Annotated in this window: 24 protein-coding genes; 7 read left to right on the forward strand and 17 right to left on the reverse strand. The window is 61.4% G+C overall.

The window, feature by feature from the left end; all coding sequences use genetic code 11:
- Nucleotides 1–23: 23 nt before the first annotated feature.
- The 4 genes from glpD to GIB19_RS11995 all read right to left on the reverse strand — a co-directional run bounded on the left by glpD (nt 24) and on the right by GIB19_RS11995 (nt 5,358).
- Nucleotides 24–1,562, reverse strand: a complete 1,539-nt coding sequence (glpD, locus tag GIB19_RS11980; protein ID WP_099430274.1) for a glycerol-3-phosphate dehydrogenase — start codon at nt 1,560–1,562, stop codon at nt 24–26.
- 450 nt (nt 1,563–2,012) lie between these two features.
- Nucleotides 2,013–2,768: a DNA-binding transcriptional repressor GlpR gene (glpR, locus tag GIB19_RS11985; RefSeq protein ID WP_027594184.1), complete on the reverse strand. Its 756-nt coding sequence runs from the start codon at nt 2,766–2,768 to the stop codon at nt 2,013–2,015.
- A gap of 187 nt (nt 2,769–2,955) precedes the next feature.
- Entirely contained in the window at nt 2,956–4,455 is a 1,500-nt protein-coding gene (gene glpK, locus GIB19_RS11990; protein WP_099430273.1) for a glycerol kinase GlpK, read from the reverse strand.
- Between the two features lie 51 nt (nt 4,456–4,506).
- Nucleotides 4,507–5,358, reverse strand: a complete 852-nt coding sequence (locus tag GIB19_RS11995; protein ID WP_274886130.1) for an MIP/aquaporin family protein — start codon at nt 5,356–5,358, stop codon at nt 4,507–4,509.
- Between the two features lie 303 nt (nt 5,359–5,661).
- On the opposite strand from GIB19_RS11995, the gene ybaK reads away from it, so the two are divergent.
- Nucleotides 5,662–6,132: a Cys-tRNA(Pro) deacylase gene (gene ybaK, locus GIB19_RS12000; protein ID WP_054899441.1), complete on the forward strand. Its 471-nt coding sequence runs from the start codon at nt 5,662–5,664 to the stop codon at nt 6,130–6,132.
- A 40-nt stretch (nt 6,133–6,172) separates the two neighbouring features.
- Here ybaK and GIB19_RS12005 read toward each other — a convergent pair whose 3' ends face one another.
- Both GIB19_RS12005 and argF read right to left on the reverse strand, forming a co-directional pair.
- Nucleotides 6,173–7,282 (reverse strand): ABC transporter ATP-binding protein, encoded by a 1,110-nt coding sequence (locus GIB19_RS12005; protein ID WP_099430271.1) that lies wholly within the window; start codon nt 7,280–7,282, stop codon nt 6,173–6,175.
- Nucleotides 7,279–8,199: an ornithine carbamoyltransferase gene (gene argF, locus GIB19_RS12010; protein WP_085273557.1), complete on the reverse strand. Its 921-nt coding sequence runs from the start codon at nt 8,197–8,199 to the stop codon at nt 7,279–7,281. The genes GIB19_RS12005 and argF overlap by 4 nt, the downstream gene beginning before the upstream one ends.
- 364 nt (nt 8,200–8,563) lie before the next feature.
- Here argF and GIB19_RS12015 point away from each other — a divergent pair, with 364 nt between their 5' ends.
- Together GIB19_RS12015 and grxD are read left to right on the forward strand one after the other, a co-directional pair.
- Nucleotides 8,564–10,672 (forward strand): molybdopterin-dependent oxidoreductase, encoded by a 2,109-nt coding sequence (locus GIB19_RS12015; RefSeq protein ID WP_274886134.1) that lies wholly within the window; start codon nt 8,564–8,566, stop codon nt 10,670–10,672.
- A gap of 91 nt (nt 10,673–10,763) precedes the next feature.
- Nucleotides 10,764–11,099, forward strand: coding sequence for a Grx4 family monothiol glutaredoxin (gene grxD, locus GIB19_RS12020; RefSeq protein WP_012313029.1), 336 nt, complete (start codon nt 10,764–10,766; stop codon nt 11,097–11,099).
- A gap of 56 nt (nt 11,100–11,155) precedes the next feature.
- On the opposite strand, the gene bfr is transcribed toward grxD, so the two are convergent.
- Complete coding sequence (gene bfr, locus GIB19_RS12025; protein WP_027594191.1) at nt 11,156–11,629, reverse strand: bacterioferritin; 474 nt, start codon at nt 11,627–11,629, stop codon at nt 11,156–11,158.
- A gap of 201 nt (nt 11,630–11,830) precedes the next feature.
- Entirely contained in the window at nt 11,831–12,049 is a 219-nt protein-coding gene (locus GIB19_RS12030) for a bacterioferritin-associated ferredoxin (RefSeq protein ID WP_099455144.1), read from the reverse strand.
- A gap of 210 nt (nt 12,050–12,259) precedes the next feature.
- Here GIB19_RS12030 and GIB19_RS12035 point away from each other — a divergent pair, with 210 nt between their 5' ends.
- A complete protein-coding gene (locus GIB19_RS12035; protein ID WP_027594192.1) occupies nt 12,260–12,862 on the forward strand; it encodes a peroxiredoxin in 603 nt (200 codons plus the stop codon).
- Nucleotides 12,863–13,039: 177 nt separating this feature from the next.
- On the opposite strand, the gene rnt is transcribed toward GIB19_RS12035, so the two are convergent.
- Together rnt and pyrC are read right to left on the reverse strand one after the other, a co-directional pair.
- Complete coding sequence (gene rnt, locus GIB19_RS12040; RefSeq protein ID WP_371097688.1) at nt 13,040–13,651, reverse strand: ribonuclease T; 612 nt, start codon at nt 13,649–13,651, stop codon at nt 13,040–13,042.
- A 59-nt stretch (nt 13,652–13,710) separates the two neighbouring features.
- A complete protein-coding gene (gene pyrC / locus GIB19_RS12045) occupies nt 13,711–14,757 on the reverse strand; it encodes a dihydroorotase (protein WP_265968751.1) in 1,047 nt (348 codons plus the stop codon).
- 130 nt (nt 14,758–14,887) lie between these two features.
- On the opposite strand from pyrC, the gene GIB19_RS12050 reads away from it, so the two are divergent.
- Together GIB19_RS12050 and GIB19_RS12055 are read left to right on the forward strand one after the other, a co-directional pair.
- A complete protein-coding gene (locus tag GIB19_RS12050) occupies nt 14,888–15,844 on the forward strand; it encodes a flagellar protein MotY (protein ID WP_274886136.1) in 957 nt (318 codons plus the stop codon).
- A 489-nt stretch (nt 15,845–16,333) separates the two neighbouring features.
- Entirely contained in the window at nt 16,334–17,551 is a 1,218-nt protein-coding gene (locus GIB19_RS12055; protein ID WP_027594196.1) for an argininosuccinate synthase, read from the forward strand.
- A 69-nt stretch (nt 17,552–17,620) separates the two neighbouring features.
- Here the strand turns inward: GIB19_RS12055 and GIB19_RS12060 are convergent, their stop codons facing one another.
- Nucleotides 17,621–18,055 (reverse strand): hypothetical protein, encoded by a 435-nt coding sequence (locus GIB19_RS12060; RefSeq protein WP_085273554.1) that lies wholly within the window; start codon nt 18,053–18,055, stop codon nt 17,621–17,623.
- A gap of 368 nt (nt 18,056–18,423) precedes the next feature.
- Here GIB19_RS12060 and GIB19_RS12065 point away from each other — a divergent pair, with 368 nt between their 5' ends.
- Complete coding sequence (locus GIB19_RS12065) at nt 18,424–19,050, forward strand: response regulator transcription factor (RefSeq protein ID WP_033702663.1); 627 nt, start codon at nt 18,424–18,426, stop codon at nt 19,048–19,050.
- 43 nt (nt 19,051–19,093) lie between these two features.
- On the opposite strand, the gene GIB19_RS12070 is transcribed toward GIB19_RS12065, so the two are convergent.
- From GIB19_RS12070 to GIB19_RS12095, 6 genes are all read right to left on the reverse strand, one after another.
- A complete protein-coding gene (locus GIB19_RS12070) occupies nt 19,094–19,270 on the reverse strand; it encodes a PA3496 family putative envelope integrity protein (protein ID WP_027594199.1) in 177 nt (58 codons plus the stop codon).
- Between the two features lie 104 nt (nt 19,271–19,374).
- Nucleotides 19,375–20,013: an endonuclease III gene (gene nth / locus GIB19_RS12075; RefSeq protein WP_027594200.1), complete on the reverse strand. Its 639-nt coding sequence runs from the start codon at nt 20,011–20,013 to the stop codon at nt 19,375–19,377.
- Nucleotides 20,014–20,017: 4 nt separating this feature from the next.
- A complete protein-coding gene (locus GIB19_RS12080; protein ID WP_274886142.1) occupies nt 20,018–20,542 on the reverse strand; it encodes an Rnf-Nqr domain containing protein in 525 nt (174 codons plus the stop codon).
- Complete coding sequence (locus GIB19_RS12085) at nt 20,535–21,134, reverse strand: RnfABCDGE type electron transport complex subunit G (RefSeq protein ID WP_274886144.1); 600 nt, start codon at nt 21,132–21,134, stop codon at nt 20,535–20,537. The genes GIB19_RS12080 and GIB19_RS12085 overlap by 8 nt, the downstream gene beginning before the upstream one ends.
- Nucleotides 21,131–22,114, reverse strand: a complete 984-nt coding sequence (locus GIB19_RS12090; RefSeq protein WP_274886145.1) for an RnfABCDGE type electron transport complex subunit D — start codon at nt 22,112–22,114, stop codon at nt 21,131–21,133. The genes GIB19_RS12085 and GIB19_RS12090 overlap by 4 nt, the downstream gene beginning before the upstream one ends.
- Entirely contained in the window at nt 22,111–22,659 is a 549-nt protein-coding gene (locus tag GIB19_RS12095; RefSeq protein ID WP_274886146.1) for an Rnf-Nqr domain containing protein, read from the reverse strand. Before GIB19_RS12095 ends, GIB19_RS12090 begins: the two co-directional genes overlap by 4 nt.
- Between the last annotated feature and the right edge of the window lie 38 nt (nt 22,660–22,697).

Here is a 22,697-nt window from a genome sequence, read left to right on the forward strand (position 1 = left end):
GCGGCACCGGCTTCAGGTTGGCCTCAGGCGGCCTTGAACGATGTCTGGCTTACTGGCGCATTCTTCAGGTAGTCGTGCAGCGCCTGCTGTTCCGCAGGCGATGTGAACAGGCCCAGTTTGGTACGGCGCCACAGAATGTCGGCAGCATCTACAGCCCACTCTTCGCTGCGCAGGTAGTCGACTTCGCGGCTGAAGAGGCCGCCGCCAATGGCCTGGCCCAAACCTTCCGGGCCCTGAATACCCTCGAGCAGGCGCCATACGCGGCTGCCGTAAGTCACTGCCCAGCGTTTGGCGATGTCCACCGGCAGCCACCCGTACTGCGCCAGAATGGCGTCGGTCAGTGCCTGCGCGGTGGTCATGTCTTCCCCGCCGGGCAGCGGCGCTGTAGCGGTCCAGCTGGCTCGCATCTGGGTGAAGAACGGTTTGAGCTCGGCCATGGCCGATTCGGCCAGCTTGCGGTACGTGGTGAGCTTGCCGCCGAACACCGACAGCAGCGGCGCTTGGCCTTCACCTGCCGACAGCGCCAGGGTGTAGTCGCGGGTCACGGCCGACGGGTTGTCCGACTCGTCGTTGCACAGCGGGCGTACGCCGGAGTAGGTGTGCAGGATGTCGGCACGGCTGAGCTGATGGTTGAAGTGCGCGTTGACCACCTTGAGCAGGTAGTCGGTCTCGGCCTCGGTGATTTTCACCTGGGCCGGGTCGCCGCTGTACTCACGGTCGGTGGTGCCGATCAGGGTGAAGCGGTCCAGGTAAGGGATGCAGAACACGATGCGCTGGTCTTCGTTCTGCAGGATGTAAGCGTGCTCGCCTTCGTACAGGCGCGGGACGATCAGGTGGCTGCCCTGAATCAGGCGGATGCCGTAAGGCGCATCCAGCTTGAGGTCATCCTTGATGAAGCTGGCCACCCACGGGCCAGCAGCGTTGACCAGGGCGCGGGCACGAATGCTCTGCAGGCTGCCGTCGGCATGCTGCAGCTCGACCTGCCACACACCATCGACACGCTCGGCACGCAGGCAACGAGTGCGGGTGACGATGTGCGCACCTTTTTCGCGGGCTGCCATGGCATTGAGCACGACCAGGCGGGCGTCGTCCACAGCGCAGTCAGCGTATTCGAAACCCCGGGTGATGGCCGGTTTGAGCGGGTAGCCCGGGCCGAAGCGCAGGCTGCGCGAAGCGCCCAGGCGCTTGCGCTTGCCCAAGTGGTCGTAGAGGAACAGGCCGGCACGGATCATCCAGGCCGGGCGCAGGTGCGGGCGGTGGGGCAGCACGAAACGCATTGGCTTGACGATGTGCGGCGCCTTGGCCAGCAGGACTTCGCGCTCGGCCAGGGCTTCGCGCACGAGGCGGAACTCGTAGTGCTCCAGGTAGCGCAGGCCACCATGGATGAGCTTGCTGCTCGCCGACGACGTGTGCTGCGCCAGGTCGTCCTTTTCGCAAAGGAACACCTTCAGGCCGCGCCCGGCGGCGTCGGCAGCAATGCCCACACCATTGATGCCACCGCCGATCACGGCGAGGTCATAGCAGTCGGTGAGGGGGGGCTGGGACGAAACGGGCTGGGACACGGGCAAGGCCTCCTGGGGCTGTTCACATCGAATATGAACATTGATGTTCGTTTCCGAAAATACTAGCGCAACAGAAGGCGGGTATCCAGTCAGTCTTTATAGAAAATACTGATCGGATGACAATAAAGTGAACATTTACGAAAATTCGGGTTAGGGCTTGATTCATTAGGCGTTGTCGAGATCGAGCGCCGCCCGCGCGGCGCATCGCGAGCAACGCTCGCTCCTACGTTTGTTTCGGGCCAGTCACGCCTGTGCCAGCGCACGCGACCGCCTGGTTGGTCCGACGCGACATTGAGGCGGGCGCCAAGGGGCCGCGCGCCAATGCCACAGGAATAATTGGCCGGAAACAAACGTAGGAGCGAGCGTTGCTCGCGATGCGCCGCGCGGGCGGCGCTCGATCTCGAGAGCGATAAAAATCTCAATCCATACGCTTCAGCCCCACAATCTGCTTCACACCACGTCGAGGCGAATCTTGTACTGGTTAAGCAAGTGGGCGAGGGCGGGCGTCGGCGTCTGGTCGGTCACCAAACAGTCCACCAGGCTGATCGAGCCCAGGCGAACCATGGCATTGCGCCCGAACTTGCTGGAGTCGGCGGCCAGGATAACCTGGCGTGCATTGGCGATCAGGGCCTGGGAAACCCGTACCTCCTGGTAATCGAAGTCCAGCAGGCTGCCATCTTCGTCGATGCCGCTGATGCCAACCAAGGCGAAGTCAACCTTGAACTGGTTGATGAAATCGACGCTGGCCTGGCCTACCACACCGCCATCGCGGCGCACCGTGCCACCTGCCACCAGTACTTCGAAATCGTCCTTGGCCGCCAGGATCGAGGCCACGTGCAGGTTGTTGGTAATCACCTTCAGGTGGTTATGGTTGAGCAGTGCGCGGGCGATCGATTCGGTCGTTGTGCCGATGTTGATGAACAGCGAGGCATGGTCGGGAATCTGCGAGGCCACGGCTTCGGCGATGCGCTGCTTCTCGTCGCGCATCTGGTCGGCGCGCATGGCGTAGGCGGTGTTCTCGATGCTCGAGTCATACGCGGCACCCCCGTGGTAGCGGCGCAGCAGGTTGAGCTCGGCGAGCTGGTTGATGTCGCGGCGGATGGTTTGCGGGGTGACGACGAACAGCTGCGCCATTTCTTCGATGCTGACGTAGCCGCGGTCGCGGACCAGCTCGAGGATTTGTTGTTGGCGGGGGGGCAGATTCATGGGCGGTCCTTATGGGCTGCCGGACAAATTCTGCAATGATGCCGTAGGAAGCGGATGACGGCCAGTAGACGAATGTGCAGGGCGCGTGTAGGAGCAGCCTTGTGCTGCGAAGAGGCCGGTGTTAGCAGCGAATATTCACTGTCTGATCACTGGCTTCTTCGCAGCACAAGGCTGCTCCATGAAGACGTCAGGCTTCGTGATCTTCCCAGTCACGGGTACGGTCGACGGCCTTCAGCCACCCGGCGTAAAGCTTCTCTTTCTGCGTCTCGTCCAGTTGCGGGCTGAACTCGCGCTCGATGATCGCCTTGTCGCGCAACTCATCCAGGCTGCTCCAGAACCCGCAGGCCAGTCCTGCCAGGTAGGCGGCGCCGAGGGCTGTGGTCTCGCGCATTTTCGGGCGCTCCACGCAGGTGCCGAGGATGTCGGCCTGGAACTGCATGAGGAAGTTGTTGGCCACCGCACCGCCATCCACGCGCAATTCGGACAGGCGATAGCCGCAATCCTGTTGCATGGCGTCCAGTACGTCACGGGTCTGGTAGGCGATCGATTCCAGCGCTGCACGAATGATGTGGTCGACCTTCACACCCCGCGTCAGGCCGAACAGGGCGCCACGGGCATAAGGGTCCCAATAGGGGGCGCCCAAGCCCGTGAAGGCGGGCACCAAGTACACGCCGTTGCTGTCCTTGACCTTGCTGGCGAAGTACTCGGTATCGAGTGCGTCGTTGACGATCTTCAGCTCGTCACGCAGCCACTGCACGGTAGAGCCACCATTGAACACGGCGCCCTCCAGTGCATAGGCCACTTCACCCCGCGGGCCGCAGGCGATGGTGGTGAGCAGGCCATGGGACGAGTTGACGGCCTTGTCGCCGGTGTTCATCAGCAGGAAGCAGCCGGTGCCGTAGGTGTTCTTGGCCTGGCCGGGCTCGACGCACATCTGGCCGAACAGCGCAGACTGCTGGTCGCCAGCGATACCGGCGATGGCAATGCCGCTCTTGGTGTGGCCGTAGACTTCGGAGGAGGGGCGAACCTCGGGCAGCATCTGGCGTGGGATGCCGAGGATTTTCAGCAGTTTTTCGTCCCATTCCAGTGTATGAATATTGAACATCAGCGTACGCGACGCGTTGGTGTAGTCGGTGACGTGTACCTTGCCGCCGGAGAATTTCCAGATCAGCCAAGTGTCGACGGTACCGAACAGCAGCTCGCCACGTTCGGCGCGTTCACGGGCGCCTTCGACATTGTCGAGGATCCACTTGAGCTTGGTGCCGGAGAAGTACGGGTCGGTGACCAGGCCGGTGGACTCGCGGATGTAGTCTTCATGGCCATCCCGCTTGAGCTGCGCGCAGATTTCAGTGCTGCGGCGGCACTGCCAGACGATGGCGTTGTACACCGGGCGGCCGGTTTCCTTGTCCCACACCACCGTGGTTTCACGCTGGTTGGTGATGCCCAGCGCAGCGACCTGGGCGTGGCTGATGCCCGCCTGGGCGAGGGCCTCGACCAAGGTGGCGCTCTGGGTGGCGAAAATCTCCATCGGGTCGTGTTCGACCCAGCCCGCCTGCGGATAATGCTGGGCGAATTCGCGCTGGGAGGTGCCGACCACATTGGCGTCGCGGTCGAAAATGATGGCCCGCGAACTGGTGGTGCCCTGGTCCAGGGCGATGATGTAGTTCTTATCCAGGGTGTCTGTCATGGTCGTAGGCCTTGCAAAAATGGGAAGTCAGGGCTTGGGCGTGAGGCCACATCAGTTGACTTGAGTATCGCCCTGGCGATTGTCGTTTGTCTCAGCGCTTGCGGTTGGCGCTACTGGCAGGTTGCGGGCGATCAGGCCGCGATACGCTGCGGCGCCCAGGCATGCGCCAAGGATCGGTGCGAACACCGGTACCAGGAAATAAGGAATGTCCCGTCCGCCAGTGAAGGCGATTTCGCCCCAACCGGCCAGGAAGGTCATCAATTTTGGCCCGAAATCGCGGGCCGGGTTCATCGCAAAGCCGGTCAGCGGCCCCATGGCGCTGCCGATCACGGCAATCAGCAGGCCGATGAGCAGCGGCGCCACGGCGCCACGGGGCAGGCCATTGTTGTCGTCGGTCAGGGCCATGATCACGGCCATGAGGATGGCGGTGATGACCACTTCCACCAGGAATGCCTGGCCAGTGGACAGCGAGGGGTGCGGATAGGTGGAGAACACCGACGCCAGCTCCAGGCTTTCGCTGCTGCCTCGTAGCATGGCGTGGGCTTGTTCGAAATCGAAGAACAGGTTGCTGTACAAGGTGTAGACCAACGCTGCGCCGCAGAAGGCGCCGCAGACCTGGGCCAGCATGTAGAGCGGCAGTTTGCGCTTGTCGAAGCCGGCGAACAGGGTGAGGGCGATACTCACGGCCGGGTTCAGGTGCGCGCCGGAAACACCCGCGGTGAAGTAGATCGCCATGCTCACGCCGACGCCCCAGATAATGCTGATTTCCCACAGGCCGAAGCTGGCACCCGCGACTTTGAGCGCGGCGACGCAACCGGTGCCGAAAAAGATGAGCAGGGCGGTGCCAAGAAATTCGGCCAGGCATTGGCTGGACAAGGTGGGTTCGCGTAGAGCAGTCGTCATGTATGACCTCGTTTTTTTTGTTGTGAGGCGCGTGGCGCTCGACAGCAAAGCCCGGAGTCGATCCCCATTGACCCCAGGCAGATACAGGAAATGCACCTTAAATGTGCACCATTTCTTCAGAAACGAAAAAATATAGACAAGAAACGCTTATGTCAAAGGTCGAAAGTGAACGGTCAGTCACGTTTTGGACGTAGTGTGGGGTCGCGAAACCGCACGCTAGACAGGTGCGTAGCCTCCGAACTGGCTGGGATGTGGGATATGTCCTAAAGTAGCCGCCGACTTGTCCCTGACCGGAGCCTGCGCATGACCCCCGCCCTAGACCTGTTGAAAAAAGCCCGCGCCGAGCATCGTGTGCACAGTTATGAGCACGACCCTAAATCGGCCTCCTATGGTTTGGAGGCAGCGGAAAAGCTCGGGCTCGATCCGCAGCAAGTGTTCAAGACCTTGCTGGCGAGCAGTGAGAAAGGTGAGTTGCTGGTGGCCGTGGTGCCGGTGGTGGGCACCTTGGACCTCAAGGCACTGGCCCATGCGGCGGGGGTGAAGAAGTGCGAGATGGCCGACCCGGCGGCGGCACAGCGGGCTACGGGGTATCTGGTCGGTGGCATCAGCCCGTTAGGCCAGAAGAAGCGCTTGCGCACCTTTATTGATGACTCGGCGCAGAACTTTGCAACCATCCATGTCAGCGCCGGGCGGCGTGGGCTGGAGGTGGAGTTGGCGGCGGCGGTGCTGGCTGAACATACCCAGGGCACGTTTGCCGGTATTGGCAGGGGTTGAAATCGCAGGGGCCGCTGCGCAGCAGCCCCAGAATAGAGAATCAGGTCGCCGAGCTGTAGCGGCGAACGCCATTTTCCTGCCGTGGCAACTGCGCCGCGACACTGCCCGGTACCGGGAACAGCACCAGGTGATCGGCCGCCACGGCAATCCCTACATCCTCACCGACCTGATGATCGATATGGCTTGGGAAGATCGCCTCCAGCTGGCTGCCGGTAGGCAGTTGCAGGCGATACAGGGTCGATGCCCCCAGGAAGCTCTTGCCCACGATACTGGCCCGCAGCAGGCTGTCTGGCGCATACACGATATCGTCAGGGCGCAGCAGCACATCCACCGAGCTGCCTGGCGCCATGATGTAGGCGCGGTTGCCGCGCAGTTCGCCGAGTTCGGTATTGACTGCCTCGTGGCTGCTCATCTGGCCACGGATGAAGTAGCCCTGGCCAATGAAGCTGGCCACGAACGGCGTCTGCGGCTCGTGGTAGAGGTTGTAAGGCGTATCCCACTGCTCCAGGCGACCTTCCTTGAAAACACCCACCTGGTCGCTGACGGCAAACGCTTCCTCCTGGTCGTGGGTCACCAGAATGGCGCTGGTACCCCGGCTCTTGAGGATGTCGCGCACCTCATGGCTCAAGCGGCGGCGCAGTTCCACGTCGAGGTTGGAGAACGGCTCGTCGAGCAGCAGTAACTGAGGCTCTGGCGCCAGCGCGCGGGCCAGGGCGACCCGTTGCTGCTGCCCACCGGACAGCTCGTGCGGATAGCGACCGCCCAAGCCGCCCAGCTTGACCAGTTCGAGCATCTCTTCGACCACCTCACCCTGGCGCGGGTGCTTGGCGATGCCGAAGGCGATGTTCTGGGCCACGGTCAGGTGCGGGAACAGGGCGTAGTCCTGAAACACCATGCCGATGCGGCGTTTTTCCGGGGCCAGGGTGAAGCCGGCACGGGAAATGACCTCGCCCGCCAGTTGGATCTCGCCTTCATGAATAGGCTCGAAACCGGCGATGGCGCGCAGGGTGGTGGTCTTGCCACAACCGGATGAACCCAGCAGGCAACCAATGTCGCCTGCGTTCAGGTGCAGGTTGAGGTTCTGGACGATGCGCTGGTCGCCGTAGCCGCAGGCGAGGTTGCGCAGGTTGAGCAGTAGGGGTTGACTCATGCGTGGTGGTAAGCCGGTTCTACAAGGAATTCGAGAAGGGCCTTCTGTGCATGCAGGCGGTTTTCAGCCTGGTCCCAGGCGACCGAACGAGGGTCGTCGAGCAGGTCATGGCTGATTTCCTCACCACGGTGGGCGGGCAGGCAGTGCATGAACAGGGCGTCGGGTGCCGCCAGGTCGAGCAGTTCGCGGGTGACCTGGTAAGGCGCGAAATGCGCCAGGCGGCGTGCAGTTTCCTCCTCCTGGCCCATGGAAGTCCAGACATCGGTGGTCACCAGGTGCGCGCCGCGCACGGCTTCCTTCGGGTCGCGGATGATCTGCACGCGATCACCGCCCAGCGCCATGAAGCGTGGATCCGGGTCGTAGCCTTCGGGGCAGGCGATGCGCAGTTGGAAATCGAACTGCTGGGCGGCTTCGATATAAGAGTTGCACATGTTGAAGCCATCACCGATCCACGCCACGGTCTTGCCCTGGATCGAGCCACGGTGTTCGACGAATGTCTGCATGTCGGCCAGCAACTGGCACGGGTGCGACTCATCGGACAGGCCGTTGATCACCGGCACGCGCGAGTTGGCGGCGAATTCGGTGAGGGTGCTGTGGGCGTGGGTGCGGATCATCACCACGTCGACCATGCTCGACAGCACGATGGCGCTGTCGCTGATCGGCTCGCCACGGCCCAGCTGGGTATCGCGAGGTGACAGGAAGATGGCCTGGCCGCCGAGCTGGATCATGCCGGCCTCGAACGACACGCGGGTCCGGGTCGAGGACTTTTCGAAGATCATGCCCAGCACGCGGTTTTTCAGCGGCTCGAACAGTACGCTTCGCTTGCGCAGGTCCTTCAGCTCGATGCCGCGGCGGATCACCCCGAGCAATTCGTCGGTGGTGAAGTCCAGCAGGGAGAGAAAGTGCCTAGCGCTCATGTTTGACTACCTTATCTGCAACGGTATGCAGGTCGACCGTATGGTTTTTTTTGACAACGGGAGTGACCTGCGGCGTAAGCCGCACGGGGCGGACGAAATAGGGAAAGGCGCAATACTATAATTAAATGTCGCCTGAAACCAAGAGGGGAAACAGCAGCTCTGTTGCAAAGGGTGTCGTTACCCCTTGAGCGTGCGCTGTTTTTTATTTGCTACAGAGGTTGTACACGGCTTGCCCGCAATTTGGCAAATGCGTGTCGCGAATCGTTTGCCTGATGTCGGGGAATTCACAGCGCAAAGCGCGCTGGCGAGGGCCGTGGGCCGGGCGCATAGTCGTGATCGGACCCATCACAACGCAGAGGCGGCCATGACCAAGACCCTGCATCACCGTGCCTGTCACCTGTGCGAAGCCATTTGCGGGCTGAACATCGAAGTCAGCCATGAAGACGATGGCCGGGCGCTGATCAGCTCGATCAAGGGCGACCCCGATGACCCGTTCAGCCGTGGCCATATCTGCCCCAAGGCAGTGGCCTTGCAAGACATCCAGAACGACCCCGACCGCCTCCGTCAGCCGCACCGTCGGGTTGGCGAACGCTGGCAGGCGATCGGCTGGGACGAGGCCTTCGCCCTGGCGGCCGACAAGCTGTGGGCCATCCAGCAGGCGCATGGTCGCAACGCGGTGGCGGTGTATCAAGGCAACCCCAGCGTGCACAACTACGGGTTGATGACCCACAGCAACTATTTCCTCGGCTTGTTGAAGACCCGCAACCGCTTTTCCGCTACCTCGGTGGATCAGTTGCCCCAGCACCTGACCAGCCACCTGATGTACGGCCACGGTCTGTTGTTGCCGATCCCGGACATCGACCACACCGACTTCATGTTGATTCTGGGCGGCAACCCGTTGGCATCCAATGGCAGCATCATGACTGTGCCAGATGTGGAGAAGCGCTTGAAGGCCCTGCGTGCCCGGGGCGGTCAACTGGTGGTAGTGGACCCGCGGCGCAGCGAAACGGCGGCCATGGCTGACCGCCACGTGTTCATCCGCCCCGGCGGCGATGCAGCATTGCTCAGTGGCCTGCTCAATACCCTGTTCGACGAAGGCCTGACCCGCGCGTCGCACGTGCCGGTCAAGGGTGTTGATCAGGTGCGCAACGCAATTGCCCCCCTGACCGCTGAAGCCATGAGCCCGCTGTGCGGCATTGCCGCCACCGATATTCGCCAGCTGGCGCGTGATTTTGCGGCTGCCGACAAGGCCGTCTGCTATGGCCGCATGGGCGTATCGACTCAGGCCTTCGGCACCGTGTGCCACTGGCTGGTGCAACTGATCAACCTGGTCACCGGCAACCTGGATCGCGTGGGCGGCGCCCTGTGTACCGAGCCTGCAGTCGACGTGGTGGCGAGTACCTCGGGTGGGCACTTCAATGCCTGGCAAAGCCGGGTTTCGGGGCTGCCGGAGTACGCCGGCGAGCTGCCGGTGGCTGCACTCGCCGAAGAAATGCTCACGCCTGGTGACGGCCAGGTGCGGGCGCTGGTGACCGTGGCGGGCAACCCGGTGCTGTCCACGCCCAATGGTCGACAGCTGGACGAGGCGCTGGAGGGGCTCGAGTTCATGCTCAGCATCGACCTTTACATCAACGAGAGCACCCGCCATGCCGATTTGATCCTCCCTTCCACGTCGGCGCTGGAGAACGACCACTACGACAGCACCTTCAACTTGCTGGCGGTACGCAACGTGACGCGCTTCAACCGCGCGATCCTCGCCAAGCCAGAAGGCGCGTTGCACGATTGGGAGATCTTTGTCGGCCTGGCCAAGGCCTTTGCCGAGCGTGCGGCACTGGAGCTCAAGCCGACCCTGCCCCCGGCGCAGATGATCGACTGGGCTTTGCGCAAGGGGCCTTATGGTGATGAATCGGCCTGGAAGCTCTCGATCGAAACACTGGATCGACACCCCCACGGGCTCGACCTGGGGCCACTAGGCGCCAATCTGCAAGCGCGCCTGCGCACTGCCAGCCAGGCCATCGAGGCGGCCCCTCAGGTGCTGCTCGACGACTTGGCCAGGCTTGCCCGGCAGGCACCATTGGCCGCTGGGGCGCTGTTGTTGATTGGCCGCCGCCATGTGCGCAGCAACAACTCGTGGATGCACAACTTCCACCGGCTGGTCAAAGGCAAGCCGCGCCACCAGCTGTTGATGCACCCTGATGACCTGCTGCAACGGCAACTGCAGGATGGCCAGCGCGTGCGCATACGTTCGCGTACCGGCACCCTTGAGGTTGAAGTGCAGGCGTGTACCGACATGATGCCGGGCGTGGTCAGCCTGCCACACGGCTACGGCCATGCTCGCCAGGGCGTGCACCTGCAGGTCGCCCAGGGGCAACCCGGGGTCAGTGCCAATGACCTCACCGATGAGCGCTTGCGCGATCAGGTGTCGGGCAATGCCGCCCTCAATGGCGTGCCTGTGCACGTCGAGGCCGCCTGAGCAACGGCAAGGCCGAGCATACCGCTCGGCTTTCCGATACAATGCGTCACCGTGCCGACCATCGAGTCGGAAAGTTCAGACGAGGTGTTCCATGGATATCATCGAAACGATCAAAGAGCAGATTGCCAACAACACCATTCTGCTTTACATGAAAGGCTCGCCGAATGCCCCGCAGTGCGGGTTCTCGGCCAAGGCATCGCAAGCTGTGATGGGTTGTGGCGAGAAGTTCGCCTACGTCGACATCCTGCAGAACCCGGAAATCCGCGCCAACCTGCCCAAGTACGCCAACTGGCCAACCTTCCCGCAACTGTGGGTAGCCGGCGAGCTGGTCGGCGGTAGCGACATCATGCTGGAAATGTTTGAAAACGGTGAGCTGCAAACCCTGATCAAGGATGCTGCTGCCAAGGCGAAGGCTTCTGAAGCCTGACCCTCGAACGCCCATAAAAAAACCCGCTCATGGCGGGTTTTTTTATGGGCGGGATTTTACTCTTCGCCCATCTGCGACTGCAGGTAGTTCTCGATGCTGATCTTGTCGATCAGGCTCAGCTGGGTTTCCAGCCAATCGATGTGCTCTTCCTCGGACTCGAGGATGTCTTCGAGCATTTCACGGGAGCCGAAGTCACCAACGGTTTCGCAGTGAGCGATGGCGGCTTTCAGGTCGATCAGGCCTTTCTGTTCGATCTTCAGGTCGCACTCGAGCATTTCTTTGGTGTGCTCGCCGATCAGCAGCTTGCCCAGGTCCTGGACGTTCGGGATGCCTTCGAGGAAGAGAATACGCTTGATCAATTTGTCAGCGTGCTTCATCTCGTCGATGGATTCCTTGTACTCGTGCTTGCCGAGTTTGTTCAGGCCCCAATCTTCGTACATGCGTGCGTGCAGGAAGTACTGGTTGATCGCGACCAGCTCGTTTCCGAGGATCTTGTTGAGATGCTGGATGACGCTTACGTCGCCTTTCATGACGGGTTCCTGCCCTGTAGAAGTGTGCCAATACAGAGAAGTTTGAGCCTGATACTTAGGGCTGTCAAACCTAAGTTATTGAATAATAAGTGAAAATGAATAGGAATAAGAATGTTTGTGAAGCGCGTTGGAGTGCTAAGTTATTGAATTGCGGGCATAAAAAAACCGGACGCTAGGTCCGGTTCTTCAAAATAGGGGGTTTCAAGCGGCAGTAAATTCTACCGGATAGGGCAGGGCAGCCTGGCTGACCTGAAGATCGGTCAAGGTCTCGCGGACCACTTGCTTGGCAAGGCAGGCACATTTACCGCATTGGCTGGCGACGTTGGTCGCGGCTCGAACTTCCTTGTAGCTGCAGCATCCGTCATAGATCGCATCGCGGATCTGTCCGTCGGTCACGCCGACACAAAGACACACATACATAAAGTCGGACCATCGCTGGTTGAGATGGTCTGGAGCTTAATGGTAATGAGAATGCTTGTCAAAAGACTTTCTGAGAGGGGCGTGCTTGAGCGACCGGCGGTTGGATTCGGTCTGTCATGAGAAGCCGTGTATGATGGTCGGCCTTTGTTGGATGTCGGGCAAGCCCGTCTGGCCCGGCAAACGGTTTTTCACCCTCATCAGGAGATAACAATGAGCGTACTCGTTGGTAAACAAGCCCCCGACTTCACCGTTCCCGCTGTACTGGGCACTGGCGAAATCGTCGACAGCTTCAACCTGGCCTCGGCCATCAAGGGCAAGTACGGCCTGGTGTTCTTCTACCCGCTGGACTTCACCTTCGTCTGCCCGTCCGAGCTGATCGCCCTGGACAACCGCATCCCAGACTTCCAGGCTCGCAACGTTGAAGTGATCGGCGTTTCGATCGACTCGCACTTCACCCACAACGCCTGGCGTAACACCCCGGTCAACAACGGCGGCATCGGCCAGGTGAAGTACACCCTGGCTGCCGACATGACCCACGAAATCTGCAAAGCCTACGACGTCGAGTCCGAAGGTGGCGTGGCCTTCCGTGGTGCCTTCCTGATCGACACCAACGGTGTTGTCCGTTCGCAGATCATCAACGACCTGCCACTGGGCCGTAACATGGACGAGCTGCTGCGTCTGGTTGACGCCCTGCAATTCCACGAAGAGCACGGCGAAGTCTGCCCTGCCAACTGGAAGAAAGGCGACAAAGGCATGAACGCTTCGCCAGAAGGCGTTGCTGCATACCTGAGCGAGAACGCTGGCAAGCTGTAATTGCCAAGCGCATAAAAAAACCGGCCCTGGTGGCCGGTTTTTTTGTGCCTGGAATTTGAGTCTTCCAGTGGCTGTTCTGCTCTCATCGCTGGCAAGCCAGCTCCCGCAGGTACCCCACAATATTCAAGCCTGTGGTAATCCTGTGGGAGCCGACTTGCCGGCGATGAGGCATTCAACTCAGTCGTTGAAATCGCGCCAGCCGCCCATTTCCTTCCAGCGGTTGACGATGCCGCAGAACAGCTCGGCCGTCTTCTCGGTGTCGTAACGCGCCGAATGCGCCTCACGCCCGTCAAAGTCGATGTCAGCACTCTGGCAGGCCCGCGCCAGCACGGTCTGGCCATACGCCAGGCCCGCCAGGGTGGCGGTGTCGAAGCTGGAGAACGGGTGGAAGGGGTTGCGCTTGAGGTCGTTGCGGTTGACCGCGGCATTGAGGAAGCCCAGGTCGAAGCTGCTGTTGTGGCCGACGAGGATTGCGCGCTTGCAGCCGTTGGCCTTGAGCGCCTTGCGCACGCCGCGGAAGATATCGGTCAGCGCGCTTTCTTCACTCACTGCCATGCGCAGCGGGTGGTCCAGCTTGATGCCGGTGAACTCCAGTGCGGCAGCCTCGATATTAGCCCCCTCAAACGGCTCTACCCGGTGGAAGTAGGTGTGTTCGGGGAACAGGAAGCCTTTCTCGTCCATGCCGATGGTGACGGCGGCGATTTCCAGCAAGGCATCGGTGGCGCTGTTGAAACCGCCGGTCTCGACATCCACCACCACTGGCAGGTAGCCACGGAAGCGCTCAGCCATCGGGTGGCGCGAGCCGCTGCCGGCCTGGCCGTCCTGATCGTCTTCGTAGAGGTCTTCGCTCACGCGTTTTCCTCCAGCAGGCGCCAGCGCAGCTTCTCGCCGGCACGCAGCGGTACCACGGTCTGATCGCCAAACGGCAGGCTTTCAGGGGCAGTCCACTCTTCGCGGACCAGGGTGATGGTGTCGGTGTTCGCCGGCAGGCCATAGAAGGCCGGGCCGTGCAAGCTGGCGAAGCCTTCGAGTTTGTCCAGCGCGTTACGCTGCTCGAACGCTTCGGCGTACATCTCGATGGCCGCGTACGCGGTGTAGCAGCCGGCGCAACCGCAGGCGGCTTCTTTGGCGTGACGGGCGTGAGGGGCCGAGTCGGTGCCGAGGAAGAATTTCGGGCTGCCACTGGTGGCAGCATCCAGCAGCGCCACCTGGTGGGTGTTGCGCTTGAGGATCGGCAGGCAATAGAAGTGCGGGCGGATGCCGCCAACCAGCATGTGGTTGCGGTTGTACAGCAGGTGCTGGGCAGTAATGGTGGCACCGACGTTGGCCGAGGCCTCGGTGACGAACTGCGCGGCATCGCTGGTGGTGATGTGTTCGAACACCACTTTGAGCGTTGGGAAGCGTTCGACCACACGGCGCATGTGCTCGTCGATGAAGCGCTTCTCGCGATCGAACACGTCGATCTCGCTGCGGGTCACTTCACCGTGCACCAACAGCGGCATGCCAACGTCGGCCAGCGCTTCGATAGCGGGGAAGATGTTGTCGATGCTGGTCACGCCTGAATCGGAGTTAGTCGTGGCGCCGGCCGGGTACAGTTTGGCGGCGTACACGATACCGCTGGCCTTGGCCGCGCGGATGTCCTCGGGGCTGGTGCGGTCGGTGAGGTAAAGCACCATCAGCGGTTCGAAGCGGCTGCCGGCCGGGCGCGCGGCAAGGATGCGCTCACGGTAGGCGCCAGCTTCGACGGCATTGCGCACCGGCGGTACGAGGTTGGGCATGATGATGGCACGGGCGAAGGTACGCGCCACATCGCCAACGGTATGGGGCAGGACGGCACCATCGCGCAGATGGATGTGCCAGTCGTCGGGACGCAGGAGGGTCAGGCGATCGGACATTGGGGATTCCAGGCGGGTCGAACTCAAGGCCCAATGCTACCGGAAAACCCTGGGCCGAGCACGGCTATCAAGTTTTTCGGGTGGCGTCCGATACCCTGCAGGTAAGCCGTCAGAATTTGTGGAGCCGCCCGTGCGCCAGCGTTACCTAGCCCTGTTGACCCTGTTCGCCAGCCTGCCGGCCGGTGCACTGACTTTCCAGACGCGCATGGAGAACATTGCCTGGCAAGTCGAGGGTGACCAGTTCGAGTGCCGCCTGATCCAGCCGATCGACGGTTTTGGCAGTGGCGAGTTCGTGCGCCGGGCCGGTGAGCTGCCGGTGTTCCAGCTGCGTTCGCACAGTAACGCGCTGGGGGCTGGGTCTGCGACGTTGCTGGCCGCAGCGGCGCCTTGGCAGCCGGGGCGTGGTGATATCAACCTGGGTGTGGTGCGGATGGCGCGTAGCGGCGTGCTGTTCAGCTCGTCCCAGGGGCAGGCCGGCCGACTGATCAATGGTTTGCTCGATGGCCGCAGCACGGTGGTGCGCAACTACACCGGCGAGGCGGGGCGGGCAATGGAGGTGCGGGTACTGCCGGTGAGTTTCGCCAAGGCCTATAGCGACTACCAGGCCTGTGCCAGCAAGTTGCTGCCGATGAATTACGACCAGGTGAGGCAGACGCAGGTGGGCTTCCCGGGGGGCGGCATCGATCTGGACGATTCGGCTCGAGCCCGGCTGGACGTTGTGCTGGATTACATGAAGGCCGACCCGACGGTTAACCACATCGAGCTCGACGGGCACTCCGACAACAGCGGAAACCGCCTGACCAACCGTGACCTGTCGCGCCGCAGGGCAGTGGCAGTGGCGGACTACTTCAAGGCCCATGGCGTGCCCGATGCGCAAATCACCGTGCGCTTCCATGGCGAGCGCTACCCATTGGCGAAGAACAACAATGCCGCTAACCGGGCCCGCAATCGGCGGGTGAGCATCGAGCTGGGCCGGGTTGCGGTGGTTGAAAAACCGGTGGAGAAGCCGGTTGAGCAAACAGTGCCAGCTGCTGCTCCGGCGCCAGCTAGCCCGGCTGCCGTGGCGCCGGGGGCGAAGCTACCCTGAGGTCGTGGGGGGCATGGCAAGTGATTGCTTCAGGGTCATTAGGGGTTCGCCACAACCTATTCAGCGCCTGTGAGATCGAGCGCCGCCCGCGCGGCGCTTCGCAGCACAAGGCTGCTCCTACAGTTGTTTCGGGCCAGTCACGCCTGTGAAGGCGGCGCGCGACCGCCTTGTTGGTCCGACTCGATAATGAGGTAGGCGCAAAGAGGGCCGCGCGCCCATGCCACAGGAAAAATTGGCCCGAAACAACTGTAGGAGCAGCCTTGTGCTGCGAAGCGCCGCGCGGGCGGCGCTCGATCTGACAGGCGCTACACCTCTCAAACCATGCCCCCGCATGCCCAGACCGCAATACCTCCCAAGCATCCATTCAGGCAACGTCGCGCCCTCGACAATTACTGTCGCTTTGTCGTCAGAAGCTGTCGCCCCACTGTAAATTTTTCCATAACGCCGTTAGAATCGACCCCTTTCCGTACAACCCCGTGGAGTGATGGCATGGCGGACGTAAATAAGGTCGTACTGGCGTATTCCGGCGGCCTTGATACTTCGGTGATTCTCAAGTGGCTGCAGGATACCTACAACTGCGAAGTGGTGACCTTCACCGCTGACCTGGGTCAGGGCGAAGAGGTCGAGCCGGCCCGTGCCAAGGCACAGGCAATGGGTGTGAAAGAGATCTACATCGACGACCTGCGCGAAGAATTCGTGCGTGACTTCGTGTTCCCGATGTTCCGCGCCAACACCGTCTACGAAGGCGAGTACCTGCTGGGTACCTCCATCGCCCGTCCGCTGATCGCCAAGCGCTTGATCGAAATCGCCAACGAAACCGGCGCCGACGCCATTTCCCACGGCGCGACCGGCAAAGGCAACGACCAGGTACGTTTCGAGCTGGGTGCCTACGCGCTCAAGCCGGGCGTCAAGGTCATCGCCCCATGGCGTGAGTGGGACCTGCTGTCCCGCGAGAAGCTGATGGACTACGCCGAGAAGCACGGCATCCCGATCGAGCGTCATGGCAAGAAGAAATCGCCGTACTCGATGGACGCCAACCTGCTGCACATTTCCTACGAAGGCGGTGTCCTGGAAGATACCTGGACCGAGCACGAGGAAGACATGTGGCGCTGGAGCGTCTCCCCGGAGAACGCCCCGGACCAGGCTACCTACATCGAACTGACCTACCGCAACGGTGACATCGTTGCCATCGATGGTGTCGAGAAGTCTCCGGCTACCGTCCTGGCTGACCTGAACCGCATCGGTGGTGCCAACGGCATCGGCCGTCTGGACATCGTCGAGAACCGTTACGTCGGCATGAAGTCGCGTGGCTGCTACGAGACCCCTGGCGGCACCATCATGCTGCGCGCCCACCGTGCGATCGAGTCGATCACCCTGGACCGCGAAGTCGCTCACCTGAAAGATGAGCTGATGCCGAAGTATGCCAGCCTGATCTACACCGGTTACTGGTGGAGCCCGGAGCGCGTGATGCTGCAGCAAATGATCGACGCTTCGCAGGTCAACGTGAATGGCGTGGTACGCCTGAAGCTGTACAAGGGCAATGTCACCGTTGTCGGCCGCAAGTCGGACGACTCGCTGTTCGATGCCAACATCGCGACCTTCGAAGAAGACGGCGGTGCTTACAACCAGGCCGACGCTGCGGGCTTCATCAAGCTCAATGCGCTGCGCATGCGCATTGCCGCCAACAAGGGCCGTTCGCTGCTCTAAGTACTGGCAAGCGTTGCACGAACCCCGGCTCAGGCCGGGGTTTTTTTTGGTGCGTTATGCCAATGGCCTTTAAGCCTTGTGATTGACGACGTCCTCCTGGAGCGCACTGATAGACAGGCGTGCGCATTGACGCTTGTCCAGATTAAGGAAGTGCCACGTGCGTGTTGATTCAGGCGCGTGTGCGAGTGCCACGAGGATATGCTGTTCCAGCCTTTGTTGTGCATCGGGGCCAGTAAAGATAACGGTCACAGGTTCAGGCGATTCAGCCTCTGGGTTGTCGGTTGTTACTTTTTTTAGGGCAGGGTTGTAGAACGACTTGTAATTGAAGTTCAACGTTAGAAAGAACAAGGCTGTAAGGAAAAACGGAAAACAGACCAGAAACCAGGTATAGAGACTTTGGCTGGATTCGCTGAGAAACGGCAGTGTTGCAAGGGCGGATGCTTCGATGATCCCCGCGAAGATAGCAATGATCGTCAGCGGGGCGACAGGTTGTACGTCGGGCATGATGGCTGTCTCCTGCGGTTTTGCTCATCATTACCGTACTGTTATGCTCAACTAAAGGCTGTAGTGTTTCCCGACTGCGCATTGTCGGCACAACGGCGGGTGCCTGATTTTTTTCGCGCATTTAAAGTGGCCTATTCTTCGTGCGGAAGTTTGTTTTCAACTGGTTCATTCGATCGGGTCAGTGCTACGTTTCTTGCAAGAGATGAACACTCACGATTAGCGTGCTGCAAGGTTTTGTGTAGGAAATTTCTGTAAGTGTTGTAGGGCTCGTCTATTCATGAGTTTCATTGACAAATCGTCGCGCCATTAAGCGTTCTGTCAGTTATCGTGGCGTGCCACAGCAAAAATAATGAATGAATGGATATCACATGAATAAAGTCCTTATCGTGGATGACCATCCGGTCATACGCCTGGCCGTGCGCATGCTGATGGAGCGGCATGGGTATGACGTCGTTGCGGAAACCGATAACGGCGTGGCCGCCTTGCAACTGACGCGTGAGCACCTACCGGATATCGTGGTGCTGGATATCGGGATTCCCAAGCTCGATGGCCTTGAGGTCATCGCCCGCATGGCGGCATTCAGCCCAGGCAGCAAGGTGCTGGTGCTGACCTCCCAGGTACCTGGGAACTTCTCGATGCGTTGCATGCAGGCGGGGGCGGCGGGGTATGTGTGCAAACAGCAGGAGCTGACCGAGTTGCTTAGCGCCATCAAGGCGGTGTTGTCAGGCTACAGCTATTTCCCTAATCAGGCCTTGCATGCCTCGCGAGGCAGGGGCAGCGGTGGCAGCGAGACGGACATGGTCAACCGTCTCTCGGCCCGGGAGATGACCGTTTTGCAGCAGCTGTCGCGCGGGCGCTCGAACAAGGAAATTGCCGACAGCATGTTCCTCAGCAACAAGACTGTCAGCACCTACAAGTCCCGTTTGCTGCTCAAGCTCAACGCCCGGTCGCTGGTAGACCTGATCGAGCTGGCACAGCGCCACGGGTTGAACTGACCGCTGCGCTGCAAAGCCTCCCGGTGGGAGGCTTTGCAAGGGTCTATAAGTCGTAGTCGAAATCGGCCAGTTGCTTCTGCAGGCGTCGCTCTTCCAGCAGGTTGTCGATGGTGCGACGTTTACTGAGGTTGGTCTTTGCAGTCTCTACCTGGGGCTCCGCTTCATCATCTGCGGCAACAAAATCATCTTCGATTGACAGGTCGTCTTTATCAGCACTCATGAGTCGCTCCAAGCCAAGGGGCCATTGGCCGTCCTTATAACCAGAAAGCAGACGCTGGTAAAAAAGATTTTTTCAATCGAGCAAGGTGGTTTTTAACTATCGGCTCAATCGTCAGACGTCTTGTGCTTGTATTCGCACAGGTCTTCGATTCGGCAGCTCCCACAGCGGGGCTTTCGCGCCTGGCATACATAGCGCCCATGAAGGATGAGCCAGTGGTGGGCATCGAGCAGGTAGGGCTTGGGTACGAACTTGATCAGCTTCTTCTCGACTTCCAGCACGGTTTTACCGGGTGCGATGCCGGTGCGATTACTGACCCGGAAAATATGCGTGTCCACCGCCATGGTCGGCTGCCGGAACGCCGTGTTGAGGACCACGTTGGCCGTTTTGCGCCCCACACCGGGCAGCGCTTCCAGCGCTTCGCGGGTTTCAGGCACCTGGCTGCCATGGCGCTCGATCAAAAGCCGGCAGGCTTCGATCACGTTCTTGGCTTTGCTGTTGTAGAGCCCGATGGTCTTGATGTATTCGCTCAGCCCTTCGACGCCCAGGGCGTAGATGGCCTCCGGGGTATTGGCGACCGGGAACAGCCGGGCGGTGGCCTTGTTGACGCCTACGTCGGTGGATTGCGCTGAAAGGGTCACGGCGACAAGCAACTCAAACGGGGTGGTGTAGGCCAGTTCCGTTTTCGGGTCAGGGTTGTCTTCGTGCAGCCTGCGAAAGATCTCCAGGCGTTTTGCGGCATTCATGGACTCAGGGCTTTCCTTGACGACGTGGGTGGGCAGGGCCCGGACGCAGGTGATTGTACAGGGCCAACAGCACTCCGAGCAGTAGCAGTGCACCCGGGGCAAGGCTGGCAAGGTGCACGCCCAGCACTTCGCCCAGCCCTTGGCGACAGGCGCCGAGCACAAGGTATGCAGCCAGCAGGCCACCCAGGTGCAGCAGCAATGATCGCCAACGGGCTGCTTCCGGCAGCAGCCGGTCCATTGCCAGGCACGTCAGGCACAACAGTGCGGGGTACGGGCCCAGGAGCAGCGCCATGGGCAGCAGCCAGGCACGCAGGGCCAATTGCAGGCAACTGGCCAGGCCAGCGAGTATCAGCAGGCTTGCCAGCCCGTAGGCCGCCCCATGCAGGCGGTTGCGCAATGGCATCAGCAAGGCTTGATGCAGGCCAACCATCAACACCGCGCACCCGCCCATGACAGCCGCCATGGGCAGCGTTTGCGTCGTCCCTAACAGCGGGGCGAGGGCGGCGACCAGCACGTAGTCCCTATTCATGGGGTGGGCCCTCGAGGAGCGCGCGACGATGCTTATCGAAATAGCGCAGGGCATCTTGCAGCGCCTCGATCACTGCCCGCGAGGTGACTGTTGCGCCTGCCAATTGGTCGAAGTCGCCCTGGTCACGCTTCAGTGCCCAGTGATCACCCAGGCTGCGATTGGCAAACTGCGTCAGCCAGTGCACCTGCGGGTCGGCAAGGCGCCCGCCGAGCCCGGGGCTTTCCTGCTGCTCGACCACCTGGCTGCCCAGCAGGCGCCCGTCGGGCGTGATGGCGATAGTCAAGACGATCGGCCCAGCATAGCCCTGGGCCTGGGTGATCAGGACGACCGCCGCAGGCGTGCCCGCCAGCGTTGCCCGGTAGGCCGACACGATGCGGCTGTGCGCAAGTTGTGCTTCGGGCGTTGGCAGGGGGGTATCCAATGGGTGATTGTCGTAACTGGCCTCGGGCAGCACTGCCAGCCGCTGGCGGCTCTGCAGCTGTTTTTCAGCTTGGCCAATGGTGGGCGTGGTCCACGAGCGCCAGATCAGCGTCGTCGACAAGGCCAACGCCGCTGTCGCCAGCAACACTGCCGCCTGCGCGAGGCGCTTCATCGGGCAGCCTCTTGGCGGCGCAAGGCCAGCCGTTCAAGGCTGGGGACCATGAGGTTCATCAGCAGGATGGCGAACGCGGTGCCATCTGGGTAGCTGCCCCAGGTGCGGATCAGGTAGATCAGCAGGCCTGTGCCAAAACCGAACAGCAGCTTGGCCCACTCGCTTTTGGGGCTGGAGACAGGCTCGGTGGCAATGAAAAAAGCCGCCAGCATGGTCGACCCAGAGAACAGGTGCAGCAGGGGAGAACCGTTGGAATCGGAGCCTGAGCCGTTCCAGCCCAGCAGGCTGAACAACATCAGGCCAGCCAGCAAACCCACTGGCGCATGCCAGCTGAATACTTTGCGCTGAAGCAGAAACAACCCGCCCAGCAGAAACGCCAAGTTGACCCATTCGCCGCCGCGCCCACCGATGCTGCCGAACCCGGGGTGGCTGGCGAACAGTTCATCGATGGTCAGGCTGCGGTTGTGGCGCAGGCCGTCGAGTATTGTCGGTTGTGCCCAGGCATCGATGTGCTCGCCGCCGCCCACTACCTGCTGCAGGCTCTCGAGCACCCCCGGCGCGTGCCCTGGCCAATGGTTCATCTGCAACGGGAAACTCAGCAGTACGAAGGCGTAGCCCACCATGGCTGGGTTGAACAGGTTGCGGCCGACACCGCCGAAGGCCTGTTTGCCAACCCCGATCGCCACCCCAGCGGCGACCATGGGCAGCCACCAAGGGGCCAGCGCAGGAAGGGCGGCCGCCAGCAGCACCGCAGTGACCAGCGCACTGCCATCGCTCAGCGTCACTCTTACAGGTTGGCCGCGCAGGGCCAATAGCAGCGCTTCGCAGAGCAATGCTGCACTGGCACACAGCAGCAGGTTGCACAGCAGCCCCCAGCCCTGCACCCACAGCAGTGCTAGCAAACCGGGGGCACAGGCCAGTAGCACCAGGCCCATGCTGGTACGCAGGCGTGGGTCAGGCTTTGCCTTGGTCGGGGTCATTGCGCAAAAAGTCCGTTGAAACCGGAAAATGCCAAGGCCATGATGCCCACACCGAGCAATTCGATTGGCAGGCCACGCAGGGCAACAGGTATGTCGGCATGGGCGCTGCGCTGGCGCAGGTCCGCGAACAGGGCCAGCGCAAGCCACAAGCCCACGCCGGCCAGCAGGCCTTTGCTCAGCGTCGCGAGCCAGGCCGTGCCAGCGCTTGTCTCCTCCAGGGCCAACCCCAGTACGGCGACGTTGCTCAGCAGCACTGCAGGCAGGTCTGCCACGGGCCAGTCGGCGCGTAGCCTGGCCAGCGCCGATGGCACGCCGTAGGCCAGCAATGCCAACCAGGGCAGCAACAGGAACAGGCTCAGGTCGTGGAGCTGCCAAGGGTCGAGCACCAGCCACCTGAACAGGTGAGCGCCGATCATGGCGAGTGCCACGGACAAGGCGCAGGCCAAGCCGAGCACATGCACGCGCAGCCACGATATTGGCTGTTGCTGCAGGCACAGGTGATTGATCAGGGTGGCGCTGATCAGGACCAGAACGTAGTCACTCATGACATGACGATAGCCGGGATTCGTATCGATTGTCCGGC

Source organism: Pseudomonas sp. ITEM 17296 (assembly GCF_028895205.1).
In the GTDB taxonomy this organism is placed as follows: Bacteria; Pseudomonadota; Gammaproteobacteria; order Pseudomonadales; family Pseudomonadaceae; genus Aquipseudomonas; species Aquipseudomonas kermanshahensis.